General features: G+C 29.1%; 3 protein-coding genes. 1 reads left to right on the forward strand and 2 read right to left on the reverse strand.

Annotated elements, in window-relative coordinates:
• Positions 1–96 precede the first annotated feature (96 nt).
• Positions 97–1,005 carry a COG2958 family protein gene (locus ASE55_RS02750; protein ID WP_056215234.1) on the forward strand — a complete coding sequence of 303 codons (909 nt, stop codon included), beginning with the start codon at positions 97–99 and terminating at the stop codon, positions 1,003–1,005.
• 273 nt (positions 1,006–1,278) lie between these two features.
• Here the strand turns inward: ASE55_RS02750 and ASE55_RS02755 are convergent, their stop codons facing one another.
• On the reverse strand, positions 1,279–3,780 hold the full coding sequence (locus tag ASE55_RS02755; RefSeq protein WP_056215237.1) for an N-6 DNA methylase: 2,502 nt from the start codon (positions 3,778–3,780) through the stop codon (positions 1,279–1,281).
• A gap of 181 nt (positions 3,781–3,961) precedes the next feature.
• The gene (locus ASE55_RS02760; RefSeq protein ID WP_056215240.1) at positions 3,962–5,224 is read right to left on the reverse strand and encodes a Shedu immune nuclease family protein; all 1,263 of its coding nucleotides are present in this window, start codon (positions 5,222–5,224) and stop codon (positions 3,962–3,964) included.
• Between the last annotated feature and the right edge of the window lie 150 nt (positions 5,225–5,374).

The raw sequence follows: 5,374 nt of genomic DNA on the forward strand, positions 1-5,374 counted from the left end.
ATTAATAATATGTTATATTATCTTTGGCTAATAGCAAAATGATTAAAATAATTATCAGTAAGTATTGGATATCTAACCTTAATTAAAAAACATATAATGACCTTCCTAGAACTCGCTCAATCCATATTAAAAGAGGAAAAAAAACCATTAACAGCAACTGAGATTTGGAACCTTGCTGTTGAAAAAGGATATGATAAAAAATTAAATTCGCAGGGGAAAACTCCTTGGTCTACACTTGGAGCTCAGATTTATGTAAATAGCAAAGACAATCCAAAATCAGTTTTTGCTAAAACAGATTCAAGACCTAAAAGATTTTATTTAAAATCAATGGCAAGCGTACTGGAAGAATATGAAAATATAATTCCAGCAGATCTTCCTCCATTAAAAAAAAAGAAGTTTGATTTTTTAGAAAAGGATTTACATAAATATTTGACATATTTTGTTTATTATCACATGCAATGTTATACAAAAACGATAAAACACCATATTTCTAATAAGAAAGAATTTGGCGAATGGGTGCATCCCGATATGGTAGGGTGTTATTACCGAATGGAAGATTGGAAACAGGAAATTAATGAGTTTAGCAATGCTATTGGGGTAAGATCTATTGTTTTGTATTCCTTTGAGATCAAAAGAGAATTAAGCTTTACAAATTTAAGAGAAAGTTTTTTTCAATGTGTGTCAAATTCTTCATGGGCAAACGAGTCTTATTTAGTAGCAGCAAGAATTTCTGAAGATAATGATTTTATGCATGAGCTTTCCCGACTGTCAGCTTCTTTTGGAATTGGTGTGATTGAGCTTGATTTAGATGATCCACATTCCTCAGCTGTCATAATTCCTGCTAAATTTAAAAAGGATTTAGATTTAGAGACAATAAATAAGTTAGCAATGAATAATGATTTTAAAGATTTTATAGAAACAGTAAAGATTGATTTGACTAGTAAAAAAATTCACAAGAAGGAATATGATGTTATTGAAGAATTAGAGCATCTGAAAAATAATTAGTTAAAAAACAATCTGAGATTTTAATAGTAATTCTAGTCCTTTTAAATTAATGATATTCTAATCAATAGAAAGATTTATACAAATTTAATACTTTTAATTTTATCAGGAATAGTGAAAAGATCAGTATCGTTATCTTAAGTGGTAATAGAGTATTAATTGATTTGAATTTAAAGAAAATTTAAATAGCTCAGAATAAAGAATTTTTAATTTTATTAAGAAAAAACCTAATTGTAATTAGGTTTTTTCTTAATTTGTCTACCATTGCTATATATATTACAGAATATTTTTGCTTTGTTGTAAAATGTTTTCAGCCTCTTCAATTTTTTGAATATATGTATTTTCGATTTCTCTGATTTTTATTGAAAGATCACTCTGTTTCACTACATCATTACTTTGAATGTCAACAATAATTCGATCCACTTGTTCTGGCGTTAACTCTATAAGTCCGGTAGAGCCTGTATAAAACCTTGATATCTGTACAGAGCCAAAACCTAATCTTAAAAAATCTGCTAGATAATAAGGATTAATGGTTTCTTTTTCAACTCTTATTATTGTAACATGTCCGTCTGCAATAGCTGGTATATCAAGGTCAAAAACACAACATTTTCCTAAAGTTCCATCGCCAGTAGATGATAATAATATATCATATTTCCTTATAATATTTATATTTGTATTTGTCTCAATTGACTTTTCTAAAAATTCATCATATACAGATTTTTCGATCCAATCTGCATTAGTTGTTATAATCTTACCAAACTTACTTATATTACTTCCTGCTTTAATAACTATAGCATAACCATCTTGCTCATCGACATAACTGTCAGCGGAGGGACTTTTACCTCGTGAAGTTGAAATTAAATTTAATTCTTTAAGCGTAGGGTTTTTAAATTTTAATAATATATCTATCTTTTCTCTTGTATCTACATTCCAATATTTATAATCGAACCTATGAGTTTCATCATCATAAATATCTTTAATATCGACATCAAACGCACTCCAATTGTATCCTTCCCTTATGCTACCCAAGTTACAATCTAAAACTTTAGATTCAATTTCACTTAGAAATAGATCCTTCTTAAAATTTCTGATCTTATCTCCTGAAGCATGATAGCCTAAAGAGTCGAATCGACATATTGTTGTAGTATAATTATCTTCAAGATCAAAGTCGGGATGATCCCGTTTTTCTAAATACAATAAACTGCATTTAACATTTATTTTATTGGGCTTGAAAGTTTCATTTGGTAAACTTACTACACAAATCAATTTACAATTTTTTAAAATAAATTCTCTTAGGTTTTTGCCTGAATCAGTATTTAAGACTCCCTCATCTATCACAGTACAGATTTCTCCACCAGCAATAGTGCTGGTTATCATCTTTTGTATAAATAGATATTGACCTTTTGAAGAGCTAACTTCAAATTGTTGCATGTCGTTGTTATTTAACGACTCTCCTTCGGATGTGCCGAAAGGAGGATTTGTCATAATTAACGTACAGTCTGGAGAATTAGTTGACCAGTTTATCGAATTGATTGAAAGACTATCTTCATTCTGAATATTTGTATGGCCATCACCTGCAATTATCATATTCATTTTTGCTGATGCTGCAACGCCTTCATTGGCATCTGAACCGAAAAAAATTTCTTCTTTAAGCTTCTTAATAGATTGATCAAAGGTAGCCTTATTTATTTCTCTTAATTTAAGTTTATCAAAAAGTAAATTAATCGAATCTTGAAGCAAATAGACTAAGAAGCCACCGGTACCACAGGCAGGATCTAATACCTTAATTCTAGATCCAGAGATAATTGAATTTACAATTTTTTTCCTCCCTACCAGTGCTGTCATAGCCTGAACAAGTTCACGAGGAGTAAAATATTGACCTAATTTTTTACCTTTAAGCGTTGCTCTAACAAAATATTCAAAAGCAGCACCCTTTGAATCCAAACTACTATCGTAAAATGACACGGAAGAAAGATCCTTTACAATTGAATGAAATGTCTTGGGATTTTTTAATTTTATTTTTTCGTGTAAAACCTCCCCATAATTTGTTCTTTTCACAATACTATCAATCATGCTTAGGACAGAATCTCTAACCTGATCTGATTCATTAGCTGGTTTCGCCGCTAATTCGTGAAATCTATAAGAATATGGTAAGTCAAAATCAGCTTCAACATCACATTTTTCTTCTAACAATTTTAAAAATAATAGCTTAGAGAAATCGGAAAAAGCACTTTCCTCATTTTTCTCAATTTTTCGGATTGTACTATGACATTTATAAAATAGAGCATTTAATTGCCGAAGTGGCAAACCTGGCCTGAATGGTAAACTTTTGTCATCTGATAAAGGTATATTTGATAAGTCAGGATTAGACTTTAAAGTTCTAACTACTAACTTTAATTGTTCTTTGGTAGGAATTTTATCTACAGATTTTCCATCCCAATTTATCCGATTACCATTCTTTGTATTATAACACTGAATATCATTACCATTTGTAACTATAAAAAAAGGAACATTAATTTCATTGGATTTAGCATATTTCATGGCTTGATCCTTATCTTTTGCTGTCAAATTTTTAGATATTCTTTTAGCCTCAATAAGAAAGATAGGTTTGTTTTTGCCTAATGTTACAAGTACGTCAATATATCCTTTTGTATAGCGATCTGTTTGTGAAACTGCGCTTTCAAAATCGAAATCTTTTTCAAGGTCATATCCCCGTCTACTAAGGTAAGGTAGAATTTTTTTTATAACTGTTTCTGTTTCAGTTCTTATGTTAGTCATCAGTGTGAACTATATATAATGTTAGTAATTCTTATATGAAAGGTCCAAAAATACAAAAAAATGAATTTTCATTTAGGCTAAATTAATTTTTAAATTAAGCAAATTATCCGTAAATTATAATGGATTATTATAAACCTATGGTTTGTTTATTATTATCATCTATGTAAAGAGAAAAATTTATTCACAATGGCAAATCATCATTTTCCTCCAAATTTATAACTTCATCATTTTGCCGATTATCGCTCACTATAAATTTTGCTTTTTCTAAAAGTTCGTCAAAAGTAACAATTTCTATATCTCTCGAATTTCTTCTATACAAATCAAAAGTTTTTCTTTTCATTAAGCTTTCTTTATTCTCTCCTTCAAACTGTTTTGTATTTCCAATTATTAATATAGCCTTTGGGTTATAAGTTGATTGATAAATTGGATTGCCTTCACCATCAAATTGAGTGTGTTGTGATTTAAGTTCCCATTCCGCTTTCTGAGTCAGTATTTGTGAAACAGCATAGGTTAAATCCTTAGATAATCTCCATGATTCGGATCGGTTTTGTGTGTTGTCAAATAAAGGAGTATCAGGTCTTTTAAGTTCTACGATAACTGTAAAATTATTGTCTCCGAGAAGAAAATCTGCTTTAACCTCATTTTTTCTACCAACATCGACGGAAGAAACTGATGCTTCCTTTTGTAAAATATTCAGAAATTTATAATCAAGACCATATCCAAATATCCAGGAATTATTTTTAAAAAAATCTTGCCATTGAATTTCAGTAATTGGATGTTCACTACCTAAATAATTTTTAAATTGTTCAAGTCCGTCTTTTCTTCCTGTTAAAATGTCAAGATCTGTTTTAGTTAGGATTTTATTCTTTAATGTTTCAAGAAAATTTTCTCTTTCTTTTAAATCCAATTCATTGAGCTTATTTATTAAGTCGCCAAACTTTTTATCTACCAATATTTTGTTTGGATCTGGCTCAGTTAAATTCAGCAAAATCTTGTGGTGGCTAAATTTTTCTGAATCTATAACGAATCTTTCTTTATCGTTAAAATCAAGAAATTTAACATCACTCAAAAATTGTAAAAGTTCGGTAAATTCCCTATTTGTAAATGAAAATGCAGAATCTTTCACAGGTCTTAATTGATCTTTTGTCTCTATAAACTTTTGTAAAGTAAATTCTAAAAGATTTGTATCTTGTTTTGAATATACTACTGCATTCACTTGGTATTTGCCAAACAAAGTTGGTATATTTTTCAAGATTATTTCTCCTTCAACTTCAACCAGTTCTGAGGTATCATCTTTTTCAAAAACTTTCTTTATATACCTTTTCTCTGTAGTTATAACTCTGCTGAAATGTAGATAAGGAAAAGCTTTACTTACATAGATTTTTTCAGGTTTTCTTTGATTAAAATAATAAAGATCATTCTCAATATTGTTTTGCTTTTTCATAGGAAAAATCAAGCTTTTAGTTTATTCAAATATATGAATTAGCAAATGTTTTATTAAGTATTAGTAATGCCTAAAACAAAATCCCAACTCTCGTCAGAATTCAATTTGTTCTGGTGATATTTCGGTTGAAGTAGTATATTATTAAAATTT

It is taken from the genome of Chryseobacterium sp. Leaf201 (assembly GCF_001421435.1).
Lineage (GTDB): Bacteria > Bacteroidota > Bacteroidia > Flavobacteriales > Weeksellaceae > Chryseobacterium.